This window comes from Pseudomonas sp. EA_65y_Pfl2_P78, assembly GCF_963970495.1.
GTDB lineage: Bacteria > Pseudomonadota > Gammaproteobacteria > Pseudomonadales > Pseudomonadaceae > Aquipseudomonas > Aquipseudomonas baetica_A.
The window spans coordinates 1-19005 of sequence record NZ_CAXAON010000051.1; the positions used below are offsets into that span (position 1 = coordinate 1).

The following is a 19005-nucleotide window of genomic DNA, read 5'->3' on the forward strand; positions in this document are numbered from 1 at the left end:
TCGGGCTGACTGGCGGGACACGGATGCACCGTGCAACTGATATCAGCGTGTGGCTGGGCTTTGGCCTCGCGTTCGGCCTGAGCGGCCTCGTCGACCATGGCCAGTTTTTCGGCGCTCATCGGGCGAAATCCTTGTCGGTCAGCACGTCTTCGATGCGCCCGTGAATGCCTTCGCCGTTATGGCCAAATTGCAGAAACGCCGGTTGGCTGAGCAAGCTCTCCAGATCGAAATCCGGGTGCTCGCTGACCAGTTCAATGTGGATGTTGTAAAGGTTGCTGATTGCTTCGGTGCCGCTGAAGGCCAGCACCTTGAAGTCGTGACGGATAGCAGGAATCTGCAACGAGAAGTGCGCCGCATTGGCCGGCCGGAACATACGCTTATCCTTAAGCAAAGAGGAAAAGAGCGCGATGTCGAAACCGTCCCTGGTTTGTGCTCGCGAGAACTGGCGGGCACGGTAACAAGGGAGCTGATTATTCTATGTAGGGAGACTCGCCAACACTTGTAGGACGCGTCGCGAATTAGAAAATCCCCCCTCATCGAAGATCAGTGGCGGGTAAATCACTAACTCAAATTCCACGGCAAACAACGCCCGGATTGATGGGCGGCACATTGTGTATTTCAATTCGGGATGTTTAACAACTGAGGGAAAAATACAGAACCGTCCCACAAGGTTTTCAGGTTGTCCGTCGGACGTCCGGTCTTTAGGCTGTGCTCGTCGCTGCCAATTCAGCGACCGGGCCTGGAAATCCGACGACAGTTGTGCGCACCAGCGCCATTCATAACGTATCCTTGCGCGCCCTTATGGTGTGCACTCTGTTATGGCGGCTGTGCGCGGGAGACCTTCGGGTCTGCCGGGTTACTCTGTCCCGGATTTCCAGCCTGCGTACAGCTGCCACCCATTCGCCTGGAAATCGAATGGACCAGCTACAACCGTCACACAGGGTAATAATCATGAAAAAGCCAACACCCAATCCCCCCGAAACAAACACCGACCCAACCTCCCCCTACGCCTCCATCGACAGCAAAAAACTCCACGAAGCGGCAGACCGCGCCCTCGACCACTACCTCAAACCGACCGCTCACCTCATGGCGTCCAATCGCCCCTACGAACCGATGTACCTCGCCAACCCGGCGTATGACACCGAGTCCCTGCTGGCCAATGCCAGCGAAACGTTGGGTTCGGTCACCGAGATGCTCAACAACTTCGCCGCCATGCTTGATACCTCACACCGCAAGACCGCGCTGGGCATCGCGCAAATCGTCATGCTGAGTGAGCTGGCGGTGAATCAGGCACTGGATAACGTTCAGCCGACGGCGTAAGTACGGCGGCGCATAAAAAATCCGATGCCCGTACAGGCATCGGATTTTTATTTCTGGCGGCCAAAGGTCAAATAGCAACCACGAAGCGGCCATTCAAACCGAAAGCGTCTTGCCATCCACCGGATCACCAATCGTCAGGAAATGCCCGCCCGCCACATGGTGCAGCGTGCGCAAACCATCCTGCCCGTCGAAATGCCAGCGCCCCTCACTGAACACGCGTTCGTCGGCATGGGCGGCGATGACTTCGGCTAGAAACAAATCGTACTGTTCGTGATTGCGCGGTTCGGGCAACAAGCGGCATTCGAGCCAGGCGACGCAACCGTCGAGCAATGGCGCGTCGACTTGTTCACCACTGAAGGTCTGCAAGCCATACGCCTGAAACTTGTCCTGCCCTTGGTTTTGAGTGATTTCCAGCCCCGACGTGTTACCGACGGTTTGCACAATGTCGGCCTGATTGGCGCACGGCACGTTGAGGACGAAGGTGCCGGAGGCTTCGAGCAATTGACGGGTCCAGGTGGACTTGTCGAGCACGACCGCGACTTTCGGCGGTTCGAAATCCAGCGGCATCGCCCACGCGGCGGCCATGATGTTGCGTTGGCCATCATGGGCTGCGCTGACCAGCACGGTCGGCCCGTGATTGAGCAATCGGTAGGCTTTGTTCAGGGGTACCGGGCGGCGGTGGGCGGCGCTCATGGGGATCTGCTCCGGGGAAAAGGAACAGATTGTAGCGCCAGCGCACAGAAAGCAGTGGCGATGAAACAACATGTGGGAGATTGCTCGCGAAGACGTCAGGCCTGTCGACATCAATACTGAATGTAACGGCCTCTTCGCGAGCAAGCTCGCCCACAGGTGGGAGGGTTAGTCCGATCAGTTGGACAATTGATTGGCAAACTGACCGACCGCATCGACCACTTTCTGCGCGCCGTCCTGGATCTCGACAATCACCGTGCCCGCCTCCGCCGCCAGCGCCAGCCCTTGTTCGGCCTGCAACTTACCGTCGGTCATCAGAGCGACGGCGTTGCGCGCCATGTCCTGGTTCTGCCGTACCACGCCGACGATTTCCTCGGTCGCCTGACTGGTACGTGAAGCCAGTTGTCGCACTTCATCGGCCACCACCGCAAAGCCGCGCCCCTGCTCCCCCGCACGGGCCGCTTCAATGGCGGCGTTGAGTGCCAGCAGGTTGGTCTGTTCGGCAATCCCGCTGATGGTTTTGACGATGGAGCCGATCACTTGCGATTGTTCGTTCAGTGCTTCGATGCCTTCGCTGGCTGTCTGCATGTGCCGCGACAAGTCACGCATCACATTCACCGCTTCGGTCACCACGGTGGTGCCACGCTGCGCAGTGCTGTCGGTTTGTTGCGAGGTGCTGTAGGCAATGCTGGCGGCGTCGGCGACGGCTTGTTCGCGGTTGACCTGCTCAGTGATCACCGTGGCGAATTTCACCACTTTGTACAGTTTGTTGTTGGCATCGACCACCGGGTTGTATGAAGCCTCCAGCCAAACCGTACGACCATGGCTGTCGACCCGTTTGAAACGGTTGGCGACAAACTCACCGCTGTTCAGGCGATGCCAGAAGTTCTGATATTCGGCGCTGTTGTATTCCTCCGGAGTACAGAACATGCGGTGATGCTTGCCTTTGATCTGCGCCAGGCTGTAACCCATGCTGCTGAGGAAGCGCTCGTTGGCATTGAGTACGTTACCGTTGAGATCAAACTCGATCAGTGCCGTGGAACGTACCAGTGCGCCGATCAGGTTTTCGTGCTCGCGGGACGCTTCAATGGTGCGGGTCAGGTCGCTGGAGTAGATCGAGATGTGCCGGATCCGCCCATCGGAGGAGCGCACAGGCTGCACGATCGAACGCAACCAGGCCTCGTTGCCATTGCCACGCAACAGGCGCACGGCACCGGCGAAATGCTCGCCACGGGCCATGGCGTTCTTGAAGCGCTGGTGGAATTCGTCGGATTTGACGTGAGCCGGTACGATGTCTTCAATCGCGCGGCCAATCAGGTCGTGGCTCTTGTAGAGCATCTCATTGAGGAAGTTCTGGTTGACCGATTGAATCCGTCCGTCCGGTTCAAGGGTCAGCACCAGCATCTCGCTATCCAGACTTTCCTTCACTTGCTTAAGGCTGGAGAGTTCTTCACGAAGAGCAGCCAGCTCTTGCTTCAAGCGTTTGTTGAACATGGAAAGCACCGATGGATAGGTTGAGAGGCGGTGTACAGCCTAACCATCGGCCTTGGAACGCTTTTCTGAAGAGCGCTTGAGACTGCCCAGTCAAAAATACTTCATGCACGCCGAATCAGGCATTTCCCGCCACCTGACATTGGTCCGTGCGCGGCACCCCAGAGGCCTAAATACGCAGCGCTCAAAACGCTTTCCGCGCCCAATACCGCGCAGAACATGACGCAGATCGGCATCAGACCGACCAACCCCGATCAGCAGGCACGGTAGCGCCATCATCAGTTTCTCAGCGACCTCCAGGTCGTAACCCAACCGTCACATCCGCTTGCTAGCGTCCGGCAGAAACATACTGAAACATTTAAGCAAAACGGGCGCGATATGAACGACGAGACAAACGACAAAGACCCCTCCTCGCCAGAATCCGACAATCCCACCGACACCAGTCGCCGCCGCTTTCTCGGCGGCGTCGCGGTGCTGGGCGTTGGCGCAACACTGGCCGGGTGCAGTCATGCCGGCGATCAGCCTGGCAAACCGGCCGAACGCCCACTGTCCCCGGCTGAACTGGACAAGGCCCTGCGCGATCAAGTGAAAACAGTCGTGGTCATCTACGCCGAGAACCGTAGTTTCAATAACCTGTTCGGCGATTTTCCCGGCGTGGAAAAACCGATGTCAGCGCTCAAGCCTGCCGATTATCAACAACGCGACCGCGACGGCAGTCTGCTGCAAACCCTGCCTCAGGTCTGGGGTGGCGTGTTGCAGGTCGGCCCGCAAACGCTGGATGGCGTGACCTATCCCAGCGCCACGCAGTTTCAGCAAAACCTGCCCAACGCACCGTTCGCCCTCAAAGGCCCGAACAGCGAGGACTTGCCGTTCGGGCTGGTGACTCGCGACTTGTGGCATGTGTTTTATCAGAACCAGATGCAGATCAACGGCGGCAAGAACGACGGTTTTGTGGCGTGGGCCGACTCCGGTGGCTTGACCATGGGCCACTATGCCCAAAGCCGTTATTCCCTGCGTCTGTGGGACGTCGCGCAGGAATTCGTGCTGTGCGACAACTTCTTTCAGGGTGCCTTCGGTGGTTCGTTCCTCAACCACCAGTATCTGATCAGCGCCACCGCACCGTTCTATCCGGACGCGGCCCACTCGGTGGCCAAGAGCCAAATCGCCGCCCTGCAAAGCGACGATCCGGCCGATCCGCGTCTCAAGCCGCTGGAGCAATCACCGGCCAGCGCCATGACCGGGCCACCGCAGTTCGGCCCGAGCGCATTGACGCCGGACGGTTTTGGCGTCAATACGCTTGCCCCGCCCTATTGGCCAACGTGGATTCGCGACCCGGAGCGCCCAGCGTACGCAAAAGCGGATCTGCCAAACGTCATGGTGCCCCAGACCCACGAACACATCGGCGACAAACTGTCGAAAAAGAACGTCGACTGGGCCTGGTACGCCGGGGCATGGCAGGCGACGCTGGAGCAATACAAGGACTCCGGTGGCATTCCAAAAATCCCCAACTTTCAGTATCACCACCAGCCGTTCAACTACTTCAAGCAGCAAGGCCCGCAAAACCCGGACGAGCGCAACAAACGCTTGCGCGATGCCGGTTTGGGCGACGAGTCGAGTACCAACAAGTTCTTCGCCGACGCCGAGGCCGGCAAGTTGCCGGCGGTGAGTTTCTATAAACCTCAAGGCAACCTGAACATGCACGCCGGTTATGCCGACGTGGCGTCCGGTGACCGGCACATCGTGCGTGCCCTGAAAGTGCTTCGCCAAAGCCCCCAGTGGAAAAACATGGTGGTTATCGTCACCGTCGATGAAAACGGTGGCTGGTGGGATCACGTTGCGCCGCCCAAGGGCGACCGCTGGGGGCCAGGTTCGCGGGTCCCCGCCCTCGTGGTGTCGCCGTTCGCGCGCAAGGGCACGGTGGATCACACGGTCTATGACACGGCGTCGATCCTGCGGCTGATCACCCGCGTCTTCCAACTGGAAACGCTCGACGGCCTCAAACAGCGTGACGACGCGATGATCGCCCGCGGTCAGGAACCCATGGGCGATTTGACCAACGCCCTGCACTTTCAGGCCTGAGTGCCAGTCCTGCAACACGCTGCAAAAAACTGCGGATGACGGCTTCTCTACATCACGCGACTGATCCAATATGAGGCGCCCCCGACTCTCGGGGAAACCACGCTGAAAAGGATCTGAGCATGTTCAAACTCGCAGGACTCACCCTCGCCGCGCTCACGCTGAGCGCGGCGGCCCACGCCGATGCCGACCTGAAACTGGGCAGCACCGAGCGCGTTACCCGCCTCTTCGCCTACCCCAACAATTGCAGCGTGATCTGCTTTCGCAATTGGTCGCTGGAGCAGACTGTCGCCCACTATTTGAGCCAAAGCGTGCAACGCGACGGTTATACCGATGCAAAAGTCTTGGTCAAAACCGATAACGGCCAGCTCTACGCCGAAATCACTGGGGTGCCAAAAGACTACGATAAACCGCTGTCAGCGCTGCTCGATGCTGGCGATCTGGCCTATACCGGCGCCAGCAAGCTCAACGCAGACGGCAAATGGGCCTATAGCTGGTACCTGTTCCTGCCGCTGGGCATGGCCCTGGAAAATCGCAAAAGTGTCGAGCTGCTGCACTTCCCGCCGGATTATTCACTGACTCAGGCACAGGACTATCTGCGCTCGAACACCACCGACCGCTGGGCAACGCTGTTGACGGTCAATGGCATTCCCGCCGATCAGACGCCGGCCTACCAGACCATCATCGACATCGCCCCGATCGCAGCGCCGTCCAACGCTGGCAGTGACCTGGAAGGCGTGTATGACTACTTCAAGGACTACCAGACCACACTGGTCAAGCAGTTCAGTCAGACCGCCAGCGGCACAACGCTGCCGATGGTCGCTTTCGGCGCTCCGGTGCGCAACTGGATCAAGCAGCAGTATGGGCCGACAGTTGGCGTGCTGGGGCTGGCGACCATCACCCCGAGCGCAGGCGTGAATGTGCCAGTGCTCGGTTCGAACCACCCGAGTTACATCTGGTACGCCGCCGATCCCAAGAGCTATACCGGCGATGATGCACAAGCCAAGGCTGACGCAGCAGGCCTTAAAGTCATGGGACAGGATTTGAGCGCCGCCTGCTGGCAGGCCGGGATGGGTAGCAAACCGGGGAGTAATCCACAGACCTTACTCAACAGTTGCACCCAGACCTGGCAGGTGACGCAGAAAGTCAAAACCTGCGAGTTGTTCTACACCTCGATCCGCGACATGACGCCGGAACAAGCCACTGCCCAGTGCGCTACCCCGCCGATCAAGGCGCAACTGCAACAGCTTAAAACCCCGCCTGCCGCCACCGTCCCCGCTCCGCACCTGTAACCACGCCCGTGCCATTCCCGCGTCAGTGATGACTGACGCGGGAAAGCGTCTTTATCGCCTGTCATATCTGACAGTAGACGGGCTATACCTTTCAAGACAAGATTGGATCCAAATAGCCATGATGCTGAGCCGGCAGGACGCCGGTGCAAGGGAGTCGCAATTTTTTCGGTCAAGGATGGTTATGAACACTCAAGCCCGCGCAAAATCCCGCCCACCTGATACCGAAGGCATCTACCCGTTTGCCGGGCTGCCCGTGCGTCTGGGTTTTCCATCCAGCGCCGACTACACCATCGTCCACGATGAACACGGCACGCCCACGGCAGTCGTCGCACGCCGTGAATTCATGCGTATCAGCCGAATGTGCCGGGTCTCGGGGCAATTGCTGCCCTACCGCTGCCGGCAAACCCGCCAACTGATGGAGGGCATCCACATTTACGACCCGCGCTTTTGCGGGCTACTGGAACACTCTTGCGACCCGAACGTGTTTCTGGACATGACTGAGTTATGGCTGTGGGCATTAAAAGATATCCACAGCGGCGAGCGGCTGACCATGGACCACGCCGCCACGGAAGACACACTGCCGCGCCAGTTCGCCTGCCACTGTGGTTCCCCACGTTGTCGCGGCTGGATCACGGGTTACAACGAACCACCCAACCGCGAAGGCCAGCACTTTTTGCAGCGCTGGCGAAACGCCCGCTCACGTTGATCAGCCGATTACAACGCGCCGATCGGACGTAAACGGTACTGCGGCGGCAACTGCTCGAAACCACTGATGGTCGTGTCCAGGCTTTTCCAGCGACCGTCCTTGATGCCGTATATGCAACCGTGGATCGACAGGCTCTGCCCGCGATGCCAGGCATTCTGGACAATGCTGGTATGGCCGACGTTGGCGACTTGCTGGATCACGTTGAGTTCGCACAGGCGATCGACGCGCTCTTCTTCGGTCGGCAGTTTCGCCAGCTCATCGCGCTTGTCGTAATACAGGTCGCGAATCGAACGCAGCCAGCCATCGATCAGGCCGAGCTGGCCATCCTGCATCGACGCCCGCACACCGCCGCAGCCGTAGTGGCCGGTGACAAGGATGTGTTTGACCTTGAGCACGTCGACCGCGTACTGGATCACCGACAGACAGTTGAGATCGGTGTGCAGCACCACGTTGGCCACGTTGCGGTGAACGAACAGGTCCCCCGGCAGCATGCCGACGATTTCATTGGCCGGTACTCGTGCGTCGGAGCAGCCGATCCAAAGATATTCAGGCGTTTGCTGGCGCGCCAGTTTGGCGAAGAAATCCGGGTCTTCCTTGGTGATCGCGTCAGCCCAACGCTCGTTGTTATCAATCAGATTCTGTAAGTCGTGCATGCTGTAAGGCCTCAAGAAAGATGCGCAGGTATGACAGACGACCGTCCGTCGAGGTCACGGATACGCGATAGATAACGCGGGAGTATTTTCTTGGAATTTCTCCCGTGCCCGGTGTGTCCACCCAGTAAGGCCCACAGTATGAGGAATTGCCATGACTGATTCACGACGCCCTTTTGACGCGGTGCAACCGGAACCCATCGATGATAACGAAGACCGCATGGGTTCGGTGCATGAACTGGATTTCGACGACGAGCAGCCCAGCGCGAAGATTGGTGAGGCTTTGCCCGAGCGCGAACGCCAGCAACTGATACCAGAGGACCGCGTGCGTGAAGCCGGTATGACGGGCGCTTCAGTCGCTGATCATGAACCGACAGACGATGACATGAACCCGGAAACACTCATCCACGAGGACGGTGCCCGGGACGCCGACGAAATGGGCGAGGATCATCAGGCTGACTGGGATTTGAGCGTCGTTGATGAGGACGATATCGGTGGCGGCAATGGCCTGGATGAGGTGGAACTGGCGCGGCGTGATCCGCTGGACGGCAACCGCTGATCGGTGGCGTCTGACAGAACGCCTTCGCGAGCAAGCCCGCTCCCACACTCAAATGCTTATTCCTGTGGGAGCGGGCTTGCTCGCGAAGCTTTTAAAAAAGATCAGTCAACCAGAGTGCAGGCCATGACCACAGCATCTTCACGCCCGCCCACCGCCGGGTAGTAATCCCGACGCCGGCCAATCTCATTGAAGCCGTAGCGCTCATACAGCCTGAACGCCGACCGATTACTGTCGCGCACTTCCAGGAAGCATTCTCGGGCAGACGCCGCATACGCCCGCGACATCAGGTACTCAAGCAACGCAAGGCCCAGCCCGCGGCCCTGATTCTCCGGTTTGACCGTGATGTTCAGCAGATGCGCCTCATCCAGAATGATCTGCACCACCCCATGACCGACCTGTTGCTGACCTTCGAACATCAGCCAGATCTGGTATTTGCCCAGGCCATCGAGAAAAATCCCGCGGGTCCACGGATGGCTGTAGGCCGCGAACTCTATCTTCAGCACAGCATCCAGGTCCGCCTCGATCATCGGGCGGAACGTTACAGCGTCACTCATTCGATTCTTTCCAGCGCGCCATCAGCCGACGCATGGCTTGCCAAACAGCGGCCTTGCGCTGTGGCTCTTCCATTAATAATTCCAGACCCGGAATGGCCCAGGCCGAGCCCAGACCTTCGATCTGCAATTCACGATTGAACGCTTCGGCGTCCGCTTCACCGGCAAAACGCACCGCCGGCAGGCCGATCAGCCACAGGCAGGCACACGGCGCTGCTTCCATTTGCACCGAGAGGAAACCCTGCACAAAGTCACGCGCCGCGTCCGGGCCCTGATCCAGGGTGCCGCGGTTCAACCACGGCCAGCGTACCGGCTCGCCGACGATCTGCGGCGCATCCGGCAGCCCGGCAGCGCGCAGCATGTCTTTAAGCAGCAGATACGCAGGGTCGCGACTCTGGAACGGCTCCCCTGTGGGTAACTCCACCAACAGCAGGCAGCGACCGGCACGCAGCAATTGCAGGGCGAAACGCGGTGGCGGAACCGGCGCCGGTTTGGCGACCACCGGGGTGTCGTCGACCTCTTCCACCGGTTTGGCATTGGTTCGGGTGCTCGCCAGTGAAGGGCGCGGCACTTCGATTTTCGGCCGTTCGGTGGGGCGCACGGCCGGTTGCACCGGGGCTTCGGCCTCTGGAGCCAGCACCACCGACACCTCAATCTCAGGCTCGGGCATGTCCAGCAGCTCGGGGCGCGAGGGGGCGGCGAAAGGCAGTTCGGTGCGCGGCAGCCAGTTGACCACCTGCATGGCGTTCAAATAGGCGCGGCGGCGGGACTCGATAAGCAAGGGTCGGCCACTTGTGGATAACTGAAAGTGTGCCGATTCTACCGCCCTTCGCTCAAGATCGCTTGCTGTTGATCGATAGCCTTGACCTGAGCTCTCTACCTTCGAAAATGCGACAGCCCGTCCCGAGAGTGAATCGCATCCTTCGTGATGCAGTACAATCGCGGCTTTTAATCGCCAACCAGCCGGCCATTCCGATGATCGAACCCAAGCGCGTCTTGCGCGCCCTCGCTGAACACTGGGCACTTCTGGAGCCACTGTGCGAGCACTTCGACCAAGGCACCCTGAGCCTCAACGAACTGCGCACGCAACTGGCCGCCCAACAACTGGACAGCACGCCGCAGGACATTACCAGCCTGCTCGACGTGTGGATTCGCCTCGACATTCTGGTGCCTGTGGCGAAAAGCCCGAATCGTTTCGAGCTCAACGCACAGATTCACGACTTTCTCGCCTACCTGCGCCGTGAGCACCGTCTGGGCCTGTGCCTGGAGATCGAGGCCTATCTGCGTCACCTCGAACGTCTGGCCGGTTACATTCAGGACGCGTTCGACATCCGTGATGGCAACGACCTCGCCCGCCAATTGCGCTTGCTCGACATGCGCGTGCGCGACGTCCTGAAAAAACTCGATAACGACGAGCAAGCGCTGGTGGCCGTGGCCGAACGAGCCAAAACCAGCGATCGTCAGATTCCGTTGCGTCAGCGTTATGCCGAAGTGTTGGCAACGTGGGACGAATACGTCGAGCCGATGATCGACCTGGTGAACGCCGACGGCGCCTTCGAACAAGGCGTGCGCAAGGTCGAAACCGTGTTGCTGAAGATGCTCAGCGAGCAACAGCGCCTCGGCCATCTGGTCGACGACGATATGCTGCTGCGCACCCACGCGCGCATCCTCGAAATGCAGACCAGCGCCCAGTTGACCCTGCGTCATGCCCGGGAACTGCTGCTGCCGTTGCGTGAAGAAGCCCGTCGTCATAACGCCGTGACCCGTGGTGCCGCGCTGGCCCTGGCGGCCATTCGCCGTAAAGGCATCGACGCTGTGCCACAAGCCGCCATGCCGCTGTTTACTCGCCCGCAAAGCACCTTCCTCGGCAGCGCCAGTCAGGTCGAAGCCTACGTCTATGCGTTGGCGCGTTTCGAGCCAAAACCGGCGCGTTTCCCCAAGGCACACAAGACCCAGAAAGGCGAAGCCCCACGCGCGCCCCGCACCGTGCGCGAGATGGTCGACCGCTGCGAAGAAGCCTTGCCGATGCCGGATCTGATGACCTGGCTGCTGGAGCAGGAGCCGGACGGCGCCACCGACGAATTGCTCTACTGGTTCTCGCGTCTGTCGCGGGAAAAACGCTTCAAGCGCGAGCGTCTGGAACGCCGCGAATACCACACTCACGAGCACCAGGTCAGCCTGCGCTCCTTCGCCCTGCTCTCGGCCCGCGACCCCGCCGCCGAGGATTCTGCGAGCATCCCCAATGCATCTTGATCTCTCCGAACTGTCCCAACTGGCGCCGATCTTCCGCGAACTGTTCAAGGGCTACCACGTCAGCCGCCGCGACCCGGAACTGTACGCACAACTGTCGAACTTCCAGGACCAGTACCGCACGCTGTTCAAGGCGCTGGGCTTTGAACTGGTCTGCGACACCCGTGGTTTCTATTACTTCGTGCCGGACATGGCCGCTGCGGCGGTGAACAAGACGGCCCAGCGCCTGGCGCTGTTCACCTTCATCCTCGTCGAGCATCTGGCCGATCAGGGCCGCGACCCGATTGCCGTGCTCGACGGCGGCAGCCTTGGCCGCGAAGAGCTGCCGTCGCTGCTGGAAAAATACCGCGACCTGTTCATTCAGGCTGAAGTGCAGACGGTTGAAGAGCTGGAAGAAAAAATCATGCGCCGCATGACTCAGCTCGGTTTCGCCGGCGAAGAAAACGGCGTCTATCGCTTCCTGCCACCGATGCACCGGTTCCTCGATGTGTGCCTGTCGGTGCAGCAAGACCGCGATCTGGCGGCCAGCGTACACAGCGTATTGCCGCTGCCAGCGCCGGTGCTGATCGACGAAGCCGCCGAAGCCAAACTGCTGGAAACCGACGACCCGCTCGATCTCAGCGAATTTGACGAAGAAAGCGAAGAAGACGCACTGGCCCGTGCCATTGCCGAAGAACAGGAGTCCGACGCATGAGCCAGGAACGCTACGGCATCCGCCGCTTTGCCCTTTTGAACACCGCCGGTTACAGCCTCGGCCTGTTTCCGCTGGAAGAACCGCTGTCGGTCTATGGCGCGAACAACCTCGGTAAATCCGCGTCGATCAACGCCTTGCAGTTCCCGATTCTGGCGCGCATGTCGGACATGAGTTTCGGCAAGTACAGCCTGGAGCAATCGCGCCGCTTCTACTTCGCCTCTGACACCAGCTACATCCTCGTCGAAGTGAACCTGCCCCACGGCCCACACGTCATCGGCGTCGTCGGTCGTGGCCCGGGCGGCGGTTTCGGTCATCAGTTCTTTGCCTACGCCGGCAAGCTCGATCTGGCCCATTACCAGAAAGACGACACCTGCCTGCGCCAGAAGGAGCTGTTCAGCAACCTTGAGCGCGAGGGCCTGAAAGCCTACGAACTCAAACCCGATGAACTGCGCCGCTTGCTGGTCGGCGGTCACACGTCGATCCCGCTGGACCTGACCCTGATCCCGCTGCGTTCCACCAGCGAGCAGAGCCTGAAGACCTTCCGCGCCCTGTTCATCAACTTGCTGCACATGCGCGAAATCACGGCAGCCAAACTCAAGCAACTGTTCCTCGACGCGTTTGAACACAGCCTGCGTTCCGGCAGCGTCGATTACATCGCGGCGTGCGAAGAAGCGTTCCGCGATGTACGCCGCATGGAACAGGACTACAACTCGCTGGTCGCCGCTGGCCCATTGGTCGAAGCCTTGGCCAACGGCGTGAAACAGCGCGACGTACTGCGCGGCAAACTGCATCGCCTGTCGCCGCTGCTCGACTCGTTGCTCGGCACCTGGTCGGACTACGCCAGTGCGCGCAAAGAAGAACTGACTATTCAGGCCGACCACTACCGTGGCGAGCAGGACAGCCTGCAAAACGATCAGCGCGGCGGCACCCAGGAGCTGATGCGTCTGGAACGGGAGATTTCCGGCATCCAGCGCTGGCTCGGCGAGCTGTCGGTGCTCAAGAATCGCTTTGCCCTGGTCGACGACGTCAAAGTGCTGGAGCAGCAACTGCTCGCGGCCAAAGACGCTCACGATGAACTCGCCGGAGCCTTGGCGCAATCGCGTCAGTTCAGTGCCGAGGATCTGGAAGAGCGTCTGCGCGATCTGGAAAAACGCCTGAAGTCGGTGAAGCAGCAACTCGATCACGCCGACAACAACAGCTATGCGCGCCTGCGCGAAGAATTCTCGCAGCAGGACGTCGAGCGCTTGATGCGCCTGTTCAACAGCGCACTGTTCAGCCTGCCGCTGGGCGAACACGGCATCACCCTCGACGAGGATGGCGAGTGGGTCAAATCGGTTGAGCTGATCCTTGATGGCTTCAAGGGCGAGCGTTTCGAAGTGCCGGGGCTGTCGATCGACATCTCGCACATCGAGCCACCGGCCCTGCAGGCACTGGCCGACCGTGCCGCGCTGCGCGATCAGAAAGAGCGTCTGGAAAAAGAGCTCAAGCAACTCAAGACTCAACAGGCTGTAGCCGCCGACCGCGCCGCGAGCAAGACCCAGACCGAAGCGCTGTACCAGCAAGTGCTGGACGCGCAGAAAGCCCTGGAAGACTTCCGTCGCACTCAGACGCTGAGCGCCGAAGAAGGCGACAAGCTCGAACAACTGGCACAGATGGAAGGCGCGCAGGATGAACTGAAGCGCTCCAGCGATGCGTTCACCGAGCGCGTCCAGCAACTGTCGGCCAAGCTGCAATTGGTGGGCCGGCAGATCGCTGACATGGAAGCCAAGCAACGCACCCTCGACGACGCCCTGCGTCGCCGTCAGTTGCTACCGGCGGACTTGCCGTTCGGTACGCCGTTCATGGATCCGGTCGACGATTCGATGGACAACCTGTTGCCGCTGCTCAACGACTATCAGGACAGTTGGCAGGGCCTGCTGCGCGCCGATGGCCAGATCGAAGCGCTGTACGCACAAGTGCGCCTCAAAGGCGTGGCCAAGTTCGACAGCGAAGACGACATGGAACGACGTCTGTCGCTGCTGATCAACGCTTACGCGCACCGTACCGACGAAGCCTTGACCCTGGGCAAGGCCCGTCGCGCGGCGGTCACCGACATCGCCCGGACCCTGCGCAACATCCGCAGCGACTACGACAGCCTCGAACATCAACTGGCACTGTTCAACCGCGAGATCAACAAGCGTCAGGTCTCCAACCTGCAGAGTTTCCGCATTGTGCTGGCGCCGAACAAGGAAGCGCTCAAGCACATCGACCAGATCATCCACAGCGCCGGTCAGTACGAAGAAGGCGAAACGCTGTCGGTGTTCGACTTGAGCCAAAGCGCCGAGCAGGACAACAAGAACGAAGAGGCCAAGGAATACCTGGCGCGGCTGGTGGCGGCGAACCACAACCAGCTCGGCCTCAAGGATTTGTTCGAACTGGCGTTCGAGATCACCAAGGTCAACGGTCAGCCGGTGATCCACACCGACATCGACGGCGCGGCCTCCAACGGCACCACCATGACCATCAAGGCGCTGACCAACATGTACTTGTTGCTGCACTTGATGGATCGTGACCTGGCCGGTCGCGTGCGCCTGCCGTACTACCTCGACGAGGCGGCGGACATCGACGAGAAGAACCAGGCCGCCCTGCTGGAAACCAGTCTGCAACTGGGCTTCGTGCCGATTCTGGCGAGTGTGAAGCCGCAAGTCTGCGCCAGTGTCGCCATCGACCTGGAAGGCGGCAGCGGCCCGGCCGGTATCTACATCGACGAAGCGGACTGGAAGTACATCCGACGTCACGATGTGGTGAAGGCGACCCTCAATGTTGAAGCCGATGAACCGCAGATGGATGCGGTTTGATCGGCCTTAGCACCAGGCAATAAAAAGGGCCGCGATCTGTTTGGATCGCGGCCCTTTTTTATGGCTTGGGGTTTGTAGTGACTGTCAGGCAAGACGCCAGATCAAATCCTGATCACTTACCGAGCGAAATCTTCGGCGCCCAGGTCAGCCACTCATCCTCAAACTTGTCGAACAACGGGAACGTCTGCTCAGGACGCGCCGGATTGCCCATCCGCTCACCGTCCGGTGTGGCGAAAGCAATCCCGCCCTGAATCACCGTCTCAAGCGACTCCGTGCGTACCGTCACACCTTTGAACAAGCCGATATCGAAGCCCACCCCGCTGGTGTTCCAGAATCGACTGCCGCTGCGCACCAGAGGCGCATACTTTGGCTCAATCAGAATGTGTACCAAGACCCGGTCGGCCGTCTGACCCAGCTCGTAACCCGTGACCTTACCCACAGTGATTTCACGATAGGTCACCGGCACACCAGGCTTGAGTGAACCTCGGCGAGCAGCACTCAACACCAGACTCAGACCCGCCTCTTGCTTGGTCACCTGCGGTGGATCGGCCAGTGCAACGAAGTTTTTCTGCGGGCCAAGGTTCTTCGCGGCCGGTTGCACTTCGATGTATTGGCCCGTGACCAGGGTTTCCAGATTGGATGTTTTGATCAGACCCAGTTCAGGTTTTACCACCCAGAACTGACTACCGACGCGGGCGATCTTCTCTGGCACTTCGGTGATTCGCGCGGTCAGGATAACGGCTTGCAGATCGTCGGTCAGATCAACGCTTTCGATTTTGCCGACATCCAGCCCCTTGAAGCGAACCGGTGTCCCACTGCGCAAACCATCAGCGCGCTCGACCTTGATCGTCACCACGGCGCCTTTCTGATTGGCTTCATCATGATTGGCGAACAGACGGAAGCGCGGAATGCGTTTGTGCAACGGCGCTTTGGCCACTGGCGTTTCAAAGGCGATGCCACCGGCCATCAAGCTTTGCAACGATTCACTTTTAACCTGAATCCCCCCGGTCAAGCCGCCCGTCAGCGTAATGCCACTGGCGTTCCAGAACCGGGTCGAGGCGTTGACCAGATTTTCGTACTCCTTCTCGATGTGAACACCGATCACCAGTTGCTTCCTGGTTCTGGAGAACTGATAACTCTGTACTGAACCGACCTTGACCTGTTTATACAGAATCGGGCTACCGACCTCGATCGAGCCCAGGGTATCGGTAAAGAGCACCAAGTGCAGGCCCGGTGAACGCAGATCCAGCGGTGGCGCTTTCGGCCGAGCCTCGAACTCACGTTTCGGTGTACCGCCCTTGTCGCCCGGGCGCACGGCGATGTAGTTACCTTTCACCAGCGCTTCAAGCCCGGTTATACCCGCCAGGGAAATCGACGGTTTAACCACCCAGAATTGAGTGCCCTCCACCAGATAGTCTTCGGCCAGCGGATCCAGCGTCAGCTCCGCGGTGGCACTGGACAGATCCGGGTCGATTTTCAACGCTTTCAGATTGCCAACCTGGATGCCTTTGTACATAACCGGCGTGCGTCCAGCCTGCAGGCCTTCGAAGTCACTGAGTTTGACCTTGACCCGGAGCCCGGCGGCTGCCGCATCGAAATCCTCATAGAGACGGAACGGCAGGCTTGGGTCAGTCGGCGGACTGTCCTTGCGGTTCTCCGGTGTGGCGAAGGCAATACCGCCAGCGACAATGCTGGCCAGCGATTCGCTACGCACTTTCACCCCAGACAGATTGGCGTCGATGCTGATGCCGCTGGCGTTCCAGAAACGCGTGTGTTTGCGCACCAGTTTGGCGTAAGTCGGCTCGATAAAGACTTTGAGTTCGACAGTACTTTGATCTTCCGAGAGCAGGTAGCTTTTGACCTGACCGACCTTGATCTGCTTATAGAACACTGGGCTGCCGCGGTTCAGCGAACCGAGTCGATCAGCCTTGATGGTCAGATGCAAACCGGGCTTGGCGTCAGACAGCGGAGGCTCTTCGGGCAGCGCCTTGAACTTGCGTTCAGGCTCGCCTTCGCCGGGACTGATCGCGACGTAGTTACCTGAGACCAGCGTTTCCAGGCCGGTGATACCGGCCAGCGTTACGCTCGGCTTGACCAACCAGAAGCGGGTGCTGGTCTTGAGGTATTGCTCAACATCCTTGTTCATCTCGATCGTGGCGATCACGCCTTTGGAGTTGCCTTCATCGTCAAGCTTGAGGGTCTTGACCTTACCAACCGACATGCCTTTGTACATGACCTCGGTCTTGTTGGCCTGGATGCCTTCACCGCTTTCGAAACGCACCTGAATCTCGATGCCGGTTTCGGAGTAGGCACGCCAGCCAAGCCAGCCGCCGATGATCAGGGCAATCAGAGGCAACACCCAAATGGCAGACCAGTTCGAAGCCGGCCGGGTTTTTGCTACAGGCAAATCAGTCATGGTCGTCGTCCGACTCCGTGTTATCCCAAATCAGTCGGGGATCGAAAGTTACTGCCGCAAGCATCGTCAGAATCACCACTGTGGCGAAAGCGATGGCGCCAAGATTGGCTTCGACACTGGCAAGCCGGCCGAAGTTGACGACCGCCACGAGAATGGCGATCACAAAAATATCGAGCATCGACCAGCGGCCAATGAACTCGATGAAACGGTACATCCAGATACGCTGGCGCGCTGACAACGGCTGACGTCGTTGCACCGAAAACAGAAGCAATGCAATGCCGACCAGTTTGAAGGTCGGCACCACAATACTGGCGACGAACACCACCGCAGCGATCGGAATCATTCCGTGCTGCACCAACTGAATCACGCCCGACATGATGGTGCTCGGATCACCCTGCCCCAAAGAACTGACAGTCATGATCGGCAACACATTTGCGGGGATATAGATAATCGCGGCCGTGATCAACAAAGCCCAGGTTCGGGCCAGACTGTTCGGCCGACGAGCATGAACCCGCGCGCCGCAGCGGGTGCAGGTTTGCTCATTGGTGTCCGCCTCTTGCCTGTTCAACTCATGGCATTCGGTGCAAATCAGAATGCCTGCATCAATCGCCCGCATGAGCATCCTCTCCAGATAACGCCTGCCAGATCTGATGCGGTGACATCACCACTTCCAGCCAGACCTGTACCAACAACAAAGCAATGAAACACACCAGGCCGAGGCCAACGGTGATGGCCGCCATATCCGCCAGTTTGACGATCGCCACCAGTACGCCCATGAGGTAAACCTCGAGCATTCCCCAGTCTCTGAGGTGATGATAAATGCGGTAGAGCAGCAAGCCGTAACTGCGACCGACATTGAAGCGGATCGTCAGCAATACCATCAACTGGCACAGTAACTTGAGTAACGGAATTGCCATGCTGCACAGGAAGACAACAATTGATACGCCCTGCATGTCGGTCTCGAACAGACCGACTACGCCACTCCAAACGGTGTCGTTAGACGACTGCCCGAGTAGATTGAGCTGCATGATGGGTAAAAAGTTCGCGGGTATGTAGAGCAACAGTGCAGCGATGACCAAGGCAAGGCTGCGCTGCACCACGTTATGGCGGTGGGCGTATAGCTCGTAACCGCAGCGTGGGCAGAGCGCTTTCTCGCCGTGAGCAAGTCTTGGCTTGCGCATCAGCAGGTCGCACTCGTGACAGGCCACCAAGTCTTCCAGCGGTAAATCTGACAGCCCGCAAGCGTCAACCGACTCTGACATAAAGGCTCTGGCTCCGAAAAAGGTGGGGCTATTCTAGTGTTCTGATATGAAAATAACTGTGCAATTTTGTTCGCTGCCTAAGCAAAAACTTTCCTGCGGGCAAAACAAAACCCCAACTGCTTTCGCAATTGGGGTTTCGGAATTTAATCTTGACGATGACCTACTCTCACATGGGGAAACCCCACACTACCATCGGCGATGCATCGTTTCA

The 19005-nt window shown here is 59.2% G+C and carries 16 protein-coding genes and 2 pseudogenes; 8 read left to right on the forward strand and 10 right to left on the reverse strand.

The genetic code is table 11. The features are described from left to right. Positions 1-142: 142 nt before the first annotated feature. Positions 143-373, reverse strand: a pseudogene (locus tag AACY02_RS24805) (type VI secretion system tip protein VgrG); the annotation flags it as partial. A 578-nt stretch (positions 374-951) separates the two neighbouring features. On the opposite strand from AACY02_RS24805, the gene AACY02_RS24810 reads away from it, so the two are divergent. Beyond that, positions 952-1320: a DUF6124 family protein gene (locus tag AACY02_RS24810; RefSeq protein ID WP_339434195.1), complete on the forward strand. Its 369-nt coding sequence runs from the start codon at positions 952-954 to the stop codon at positions 1318-1320. A 93-nt stretch (positions 1321-1413) separates the two neighbouring features. On the opposite strand, the gene AACY02_RS24815 is transcribed toward AACY02_RS24810, so the two are convergent. The 3 genes and pseudogenes from AACY02_RS24815 to AACY02_RS26135 form a co-directional block, all read right to left on the reverse strand. After that, positions 1414-2013, reverse strand: a complete 600-nt coding sequence (locus AACY02_RS24815) for a flavin reductase family protein (protein WP_339434196.1) — start codon at positions 2011-2013, stop codon at positions 1414-1416. 174 nt (positions 2014-2187) lie between these two features. Further along, complete coding sequence (locus AACY02_RS26130; RefSeq protein ID WP_401162350.1) at positions 2188-2796, reverse strand: methyl-accepting chemotaxis protein; 609 nt, start codon at positions 2794-2796, stop codon at positions 2188-2190. Beyond that, positions 2776-3504, reverse strand: a pseudogene (locus tag AACY02_RS26135) (PAS domain-containing protein); the annotation flags it as partial. The gene AACY02_RS26130 and the pseudogene AACY02_RS26135, both read right to left, overlap by 21 nt. A gap of 375 nt (positions 3505-3879) precedes the next feature. On the opposite strand from AACY02_RS26135, the gene acpA reads away from it, so the two are divergent. The 3 genes from acpA (at position 3880) to AACY02_RS24835 (ending at position 7575) form a co-directional block, all read left to right on the forward strand. Beyond that, positions 3880-5580 (forward strand): acid phosphatase, encoded by a 1701-nt coding sequence (gene acpA / locus AACY02_RS24825; RefSeq protein WP_339434198.1) that lies wholly within the window; start codon positions 3880-3882, stop codon positions 5578-5580. Between the two features lie 119 nt (positions 5581-5699). Next, positions 5700-6869 (forward strand): hypothetical protein, encoded by a 1170-nt coding sequence (locus AACY02_RS24830; protein WP_339434199.1) that lies wholly within the window; start codon positions 5700-5702, stop codon positions 6867-6869. 181 nt (positions 6870-7050) lie between these two features. Continuing rightward, on the forward strand, positions 7051-7575 hold the full coding sequence (locus AACY02_RS24835; protein ID WP_339434200.1) for a lysine methyltransferase: 525 nt from the start codon (positions 7051-7053) through the stop codon (positions 7573-7575). Positions 7576-7583: 8 nt separating this feature from the next. Here the strand turns inward: AACY02_RS24835 and can are convergent, their stop codons facing one another. Then, positions 7584-8228 (reverse strand): carbonate dehydratase, encoded by a 645-nt coding sequence (can, locus tag AACY02_RS24840; RefSeq protein ID WP_221731587.1) that lies wholly within the window; start codon positions 8226-8228, stop codon positions 7584-7586. A gap of 151 nt (positions 8229-8379) precedes the next feature. Here can and AACY02_RS24845 point away from each other — a divergent pair, with 151 nt between their 5' ends. Continuing rightward, complete coding sequence (locus AACY02_RS24845) at positions 8380-8784, forward strand: serine kinase/phosphatase (RefSeq protein ID WP_339434201.1); 405 nt, start codon at positions 8380-8382, stop codon at positions 8782-8784. A 101-nt stretch (positions 8785-8885) separates the two neighbouring features. Here AACY02_RS24845 and rimI read toward each other — a convergent pair whose 3' ends face one another. Together rimI and AACY02_RS24855 are read right to left on the reverse strand one after the other, a co-directional pair. After that, positions 8886-9338 carry a ribosomal protein S18-alanine N-acetyltransferase gene (gene rimI, locus AACY02_RS24850; RefSeq protein ID WP_339434202.1) on the reverse strand — a complete coding sequence of 151 codons (453 nt, stop codon included), beginning with the start codon at positions 9336-9338 and terminating at the stop codon, positions 8886-8888. After that, positions 9331-10077, reverse strand: coding sequence for an energy transducer TonB (locus AACY02_RS24855; protein ID WP_339434208.1), 747 nt, complete (start codon positions 10075-10077; stop codon positions 9331-9333). The genes rimI and AACY02_RS24855 overlap by 8 nt, the downstream gene beginning before the upstream one ends. 233 nt (positions 10078-10310) lie before the next feature. Here AACY02_RS24855 and mksB point away from each other — a divergent pair, with 233 nt between their 5' ends. From mksB to mksF, 3 genes are read left to right on the forward strand one after another with little or no spacing between them, the layout of a single operon-like run. Continuing rightward, positions 10311-11588 carry an Mks condensin complex protein MksB gene (gene mksB, locus AACY02_RS24860; protein ID WP_339434203.1) on the forward strand — a complete coding sequence of 426 codons (1278 nt, stop codon included), beginning with the start codon at positions 10311-10313 and terminating at the stop codon, positions 11586-11588. After that, entirely contained in the window at positions 11578-12279 is a 702-nt protein-coding gene (mksE, locus tag AACY02_RS24865) for an Mks condensin complex protein MksE (protein ID WP_221731591.1), read from the forward strand. The genes mksB and mksE overlap by 11 nt, the downstream gene beginning before the upstream one ends. After that, positions 12276-15116 carry an Mks condensin complex protein MksF gene (gene mksF, locus AACY02_RS24870; protein ID WP_339434204.1) on the forward strand — a complete coding sequence of 947 codons (2841 nt, stop codon included), beginning with the start codon at positions 12276-12278 and terminating at the stop codon, positions 15114-15116. Before mksE ends, mksF begins: the two co-directional genes overlap by 4 nt. Before the next feature lie 112 nt (positions 15117-15228). Here mksF and AACY02_RS24875 read toward each other — a convergent pair whose 3' ends face one another. Genes AACY02_RS24875 through AACY02_RS24885 form a run of 3 tightly spaced genes read right to left on the reverse strand, consistent with a single transcriptional unit; the run spans position 15229 to position 18794 of the window. Next, entirely contained in the window at positions 15229-17532 is a 2304-nt protein-coding gene (locus tag AACY02_RS24875; RefSeq protein WP_339434205.1) for a PqiB family protein, read from the reverse strand. After that, on the reverse strand, positions 17525-18148 hold the full coding sequence (locus tag AACY02_RS24880; RefSeq protein ID WP_339434206.1) for a paraquat-inducible protein A: 624 nt from the start codon (positions 18146-18148) through the stop codon (positions 17525-17527). Before AACY02_RS24880 ends, AACY02_RS24875 begins: the two co-directional genes overlap by 8 nt. After that, entirely contained in the window at positions 18135-18794 is a 660-nt protein-coding gene (locus tag AACY02_RS24885) for a paraquat-inducible protein A (RefSeq protein ID WP_339434207.1), read from the reverse strand. The genes AACY02_RS24880 and AACY02_RS24885 overlap by 14 nt, the downstream gene beginning before the upstream one ends. Positions 18795-19005 lie beyond the last annotated feature (211 nt).

Bases quoted from the DNA above. Each gene is read 5' to 3' on its own strand.
- AACY02_RS24810 (WP_339434195.1), top strand. From the start codon at position 952: ATGAAAAAGCCAACACCCAATCCCCCCGAAACAAACACCGACCCAACC.
- AACY02_RS24815 (WP_339434196.1), bottom strand. From the start codon at position 2,013: ATGAGCGCCGCCCACCGCCGCCCGGTACCCCTGAACAAAGCCTACCGA.
- acpA (WP_339434198.1), top strand. From the start codon at position 3,880: ATGAACGACGAGACAAACGACAAAGACCCCTCCTCGCCAGAATCCGAC.
- AACY02_RS24830 (WP_339434199.1), top strand. From the start codon at position 5,700: ATGTTCAAACTCGCAGGACTCACCCTCGCCGCGCTCACGCTGAGCGCG.
- AACY02_RS24835 (WP_339434200.1), top strand. From the start codon at position 7,051: ATGAACACTCAAGCCCGCGCAAAATCCCGCCCACCTGATACCGAAGGC.
- can (WP_221731587.1), bottom strand. From the start codon at position 8,228: ATGCACGACTTACAGAATCTGATTGATAACAACGAGCGTTGGGCTGAC.
- AACY02_RS24845 (WP_339434201.1), top strand. From the start codon at position 8,380: ATGACTGATTCACGACGCCCTTTTGACGCGGTGCAACCGGAACCCATC.
- rimI (WP_339434202.1), bottom strand. From the start codon at position 9,338: ATGAGTGACGCTGTAACGTTCCGCCCGATGATCGAGGCGGACCTGGAT.
- AACY02_RS24855 (WP_339434208.1), bottom strand. From the start codon at position 10,077: ATGCAGGTGGTCAACTGGCTGCCGCGCACCGAACTGCCTTTCGCCGCC.
- mksB (WP_339434203.1), top strand. From the start codon at position 10,311: ATGATCGAACCCAAGCGCGTCTTGCGCGCCCTCGCTGAACACTGGGCA.
- mksE (WP_221731591.1), top strand. From the start codon at position 11,578: ATGCATCTTGATCTCTCCGAACTGTCCCAACTGGCGCCGATCTTCCGC.
- mksF (WP_339434204.1), top strand. From the start codon at position 12,276: ATGAGCCAGGAACGCTACGGCATCCGCCGCTTTGCCCTTTTGAACACC.
- AACY02_RS24875 (WP_339434205.1), bottom strand. From the start codon at position 17,532: ATGACTGATTTGCCTGTAGCAAAAACCCGGCCGGCTTCGAACTGGTCT.
- AACY02_RS24880 (WP_339434206.1), bottom strand. From the start codon at position 18,148: ATGCGGGCGATTGATGCAGGCATTCTGATTTGCACCGAATGCCATGAG.
- AACY02_RS24885 (WP_339434207.1), bottom strand. From the start codon at position 18,794: ATGTCAGAGTCGGTTGACGCTTGCGGGCTGTCAGATTTACCGCTGGAA.